3 protein-coding genes are annotated in these 4,036 nt (G+C 69.8%); 2 read left to right on the forward strand and 1 reads right to left on the reverse strand.

All coding sequences use genetic code 11. The features are described 5' to 3' along the window. Positions 1–1,765, reverse strand: a 1,765-nt coding sequence (locus tag HW445_RS21035) for a catalase (RefSeq protein WP_180222536.1), incomplete at its 3' end; no start/stop codon positions are given. A 318-nt stretch (positions 1,766–2,083) separates the two neighbouring features. Here HW445_RS21035 and HW445_RS21040 point away from each other — a divergent pair. Both HW445_RS21040 and HW445_RS21045 read left to right on the forward strand, forming a co-directional pair. Then, positions 2,084–3,445, forward strand: coding sequence for an FAD-dependent oxidoreductase (locus HW445_RS21040; protein WP_180222537.1), 1,362 nt, complete (start codon positions 2,084–2,086; stop codon positions 3,443–3,445). A 181-nt stretch (positions 3,446–3,626) separates the two neighbouring features. Further along, the coding region (locus HW445_RS21045; protein ID WP_180222538.1) for a PPOX class F420-dependent oxidoreductase at positions 3,627–4,036 on the forward strand (410 nt) is incomplete at its 3' end.

Below are 4,036 nucleotides of genomic sequence, written 5' to 3' on the forward strand. Positions count from 1 at the left end.
AGACCTCGCCGACCTGGGAGAGCGCCGGGCTGGGCCGCACGTCGGCGAGCGGCACGGTCGGCTCGGGCGCCGGCAGGCCGAGGCCCTCGGCGACCTTGGAGCACAGCACCGGGTCGATGTTGGCGAGGACCTGGAGGTTGCGCTCCTTGATCGCCTGCTCGTAGCACTTGCCGAGTTCGAAGGTGTAGGCGGCGATGATGTGCTCGCGCTCGATGGGGCTCATGGAGAGCCAGAAGCGCCGCGGCTGGCTGAAGTGGTCGTCGAAGGTCTCGGACTGGGCGCGGACCTTCACCGACTCCGGCAGGCGCACCGGCACGTCGACGAAGGCGCCCGCGTCGGCGCCCGCGGTGAACGGGCAGCCGCCGTCGAGGGAGTTCGGCCGGTAGGGCGCCACCCCCCGGTGGACCGCGGTCTGGTGGTAGCCGTCGCGCTGCATGTCGTTGACCGGGGCGTGGGTCCGGTTGATCGGCAGCTGGTTGAAGTTGGGGCCGCCGAGGCGGGTGAGCTGGGTGTCCAGGTAGGAGAAGAGGCGGCCCTGGAGCAGCGGGTCGTCGGTGACGTCGATGCCCGGCACCAGGTGGCCGACGTGAAAGGCGACCTGCTCCGTCTCCGCGAAGAAGTTGGAGGTGTTGCGGTTGAGGGTGAGCAGGCCGATCGGCTGGACCGGGGCCAGCTCCTCGGGGACGATGTTGGTCGGGTCGAGCAGGTCGATGCCCTCGAACATCTGGTCGGGGGTGTCGGGGAAGGTCTGGATGCCCAGCTCCCACTGCGGGTAGGCACCCGACTCGATGGCGTCGAAGAGGTCACGGCGGTGGAAGTCGGGGTCCACCCCGTTGACGATCTGGGCCTCCTCCCACACCAGGGAGTGCACGCCCAGCTTGGGCTTCCAGTGGAACTTGACCAGGGTGGTCTCACCTGCCGCGTTGACCAGCCGGAAGGTGTGGACGCCGAAGCCCTCCATCATCCGGTAGGAGCGCGGGATGCCCCGGTCGGACATGTTCCACAGCGTGTGGTGGGCGGCCTCGGTGTGCAGGCTGACGAAGTCCCAGAAGGTGTCGTGGGCGCTCTGCGCCTGGGGGATCTCGCGGTCCGGGTGGGGCTTGCCCGCGTGGATGACGTCCGGGAACTTGATGGCGTCCTGGATGAAGAAGACCGGGATGTTGTTGCCGACCAGGTCGAAGACGCCCTCGGTGGTGTAGAACTTCGTCGCGAATCCACGGGTGTCGCGCACCGTGTCGGAGGAGCCGCGGGAGCCGAGGACGGTGGAGAACCGGACGAAGACCTCGGTCTCGATGTCCTTGGCGAGGAAGGCGGCCTTGGTGACGGAGGCGGCGGTGCCGTAGGACTGGAAGACGCCGTGGACACCGGCGCCGCGGGCGTGGACCACGCGCTCGGGGATGCGCTCGTGGTCGAACTGCATGATCTTCTCGCGCAGGTGGTGGTCCTGGAGGAGGACCGGGCCGCGCGGGCCCGCCTTGAGCGAGTGGTCGGTGTCGTACAGCCGCACACCCTGGGCGGTGGTCAGGTAGGCGCCGCCCTGGGCGACCTTCGCCTGGTCGACGCCCGTGGTCTGGCCGGTGGGCGACACGGTGGCGGGGCCTCGCTGGTCGGGCTTGGGGGGCAGCGGCTCCCTGGGCTCGGTCGGTTCGGCGACCGAGGGCGACTCGGGGCCCGGCTTGCCGGGCACGCCGTCCTGAGGGCCCGTCGCGGCGGGTTCGCCGGTGATCTTCTGGGCAGCCCTCTTGAGGGGATTGCTCTCGCTCATGCCTGGTGGATTCCTTCGCTCTCGCCTGTCGCGGGCCGCCGGAGGCGGCAGGACCTCACCTGATCTGGTGACACGGAGCGACGGAACAAAACATGAAATCACCAGAATGAATTCCATATGCAGCCATGTGCCGACGGTCGGCGTGGCGGCCCCGGCGGACACCCGCGGTGGCGGTACGATGATCACGCGACCTCTGAGCGGCGGGCACCCGCATAAGCCGAGCTTATGGGTCCATAAAGCGGACCCGCATTCAAGGTAAGGCTTGCCTTAGCTTAGGCTTTCCCACGAGTCAGTTCACCGCTCGAAGGGAAATCGCACATGTCCCGCCCCCTGCGGGTAGCCATCGTCGGGGCCGGTCCCGCCGGCATCTACGCCGCCGACGCGCTGCTCAAGTCCGAGGTGGCCGCCGAACCCGGCGTGTCCGTCGACCTCTTCGAGCGGATGCCTGCCCCGTTCGGTCTCATCCGTTACGGCGTCGCGCCCGACCACCCGCGCATCAAGGGCATCATCACCGCGCTGCACCAGGTCCTCGACAAGCCCCAGATCCGCCTCTTCGGCAATGTCGACTACCCCAACGACATCACCCTGGACGACCTGCGCGCCTTCTACGACGCGGTCGTCTTCTCCACCGGTGCCACGGCCGACCGGGCGCTGCCCGTCCCGGGCGTCGACCTCGACGGCTCCTACGGCGCCGCCGACTTCGTCTCCTGGTACGACGGCCACCCCGACGTCCCGCGCACCTGGCCGCTGACCGCCGACAAGGTCGCCGTGCTCGGCGTCGGCAACGTGGCACTCGACGTGGCGCGCGTCCTGGCGAAGACCGCCGACGAGCTGCTGCCCACCGAGATCCCGGCCAACGTGTACGACGGCCTGAAGCTCAACCAGGCCAAGGAGATCCACGTCTTCGGCCGCCGCGGCCCGGCGCAGGCGAAGTTCAGCCCGATGGAGCTGCGGGAGCTGGACCACTCCCCCAGCATCGAGGTCATCGTCGACCCCGAGGACATCGACTACGACGAGGGCTCGATCGCCACCCGCCGCGGCAACAAGCAGGCGGACATGGTCGCCAAGACGCTGGAGAACTGGGCGATCCGTGACGTCGGCGACCGCCCGCACAAGCTGTTCCTGCACTTCTTCGAGTCGCCGGTGGAGATCCTCGGCGAGGACGGGAAGGTCGTGGGGCTGCGCACCGAGCGCACCGCGCTGGACGGCACCGGCAACGTCAAGGGCACCGGCGAGTTCAAGGACTGGGACCTCGGCGCCGTCTACCGCGCCGTCGGCTACCTGTCCGACGCGCTGCCCAAGCTCCCCTGGGACGAGGCCACCGGCACCGTCCCGGACGAGGGCGGCCGGGTGATCGAGAACGGCGAGCACCTGCAGTCCACCTACGTCACGGGCTGGATCCGCCGCGGTCCGATCGGTCTGATCGGCCACACCAAGGGCGACGCCAACGAGACGGTGTCGAACCTGCTCGACGACCACGCCAACGGCCGGCTGCACACGCCGTCCTCCCCCGCCCCCGAGGCCGTCGAGGAGTTCCTGGCGGGGCGCCAGGTGCGGTACACCACCTGGGACGGCTGGTACCGGCTGGACGCCGCGGAGAAGGCTCTGGGCGAGCCGCAGGGCCGCGAGCGCGTGAAGATCGTGGAGCGCGAGGACATGCTGCGGGCCAGCGGCGCCTGATCCGCCGCCCGGCCGACGTGACGAAGGGCTCCCGGCTCCGGCCGGGGGCCCTTCGGCGTGTCCCCGCGGACTCGGGGCAGGTGGTGCGGGACCCGGGCGGCCCGATGTGGCAGCGTGACCGGGCGACGCCCCGTCGGAGGATCCCGCACGTGCCCCGCTCGTGCGACGAGGAGGAGAGACGATGTCGAAACCGCCGCTTCCCGAAGCAGCGATCACCATGCTGGAGAAGCCCAACCCCGCGGTGATCACCACCGTCCGGGCGGACGGCCAGCCGGTCTCCGCCGCCACCTGGTACGTCTGGGACGACGGCCGGGTTCTCGTCAACATGGACGAGGGCCGCAAGCGGCTCGAGCACATCCGCAACGATCCGCGGGTGACCCTCACCGTCCTGGACGAGACCAACTGGTACTCCCACATCACCCTCATCGGGCGGATCGCCGAGATGCGCGACGACACCGACCTGTCCGGCATCGACCGGCTCTCGCGCCACTACCTGGGCAAGCCGTACTCCGAGCGGGGACGGGGCCGGGTCAGCGCCTGGATCGAGATCGACCGCTGGCACGGCTGGGGCTCCTTCCGCGACAGCGGCCA

Origin of the sequence: Streptomyces sp. UH6 (genome assembly GCF_013421635.1) — a bacterium.
GTDB lineage: Bacteria > Actinomycetota > Actinomycetes > Streptomycetales > Streptomycetaceae > Streptomyces > Streptomyces abyssomicinicus.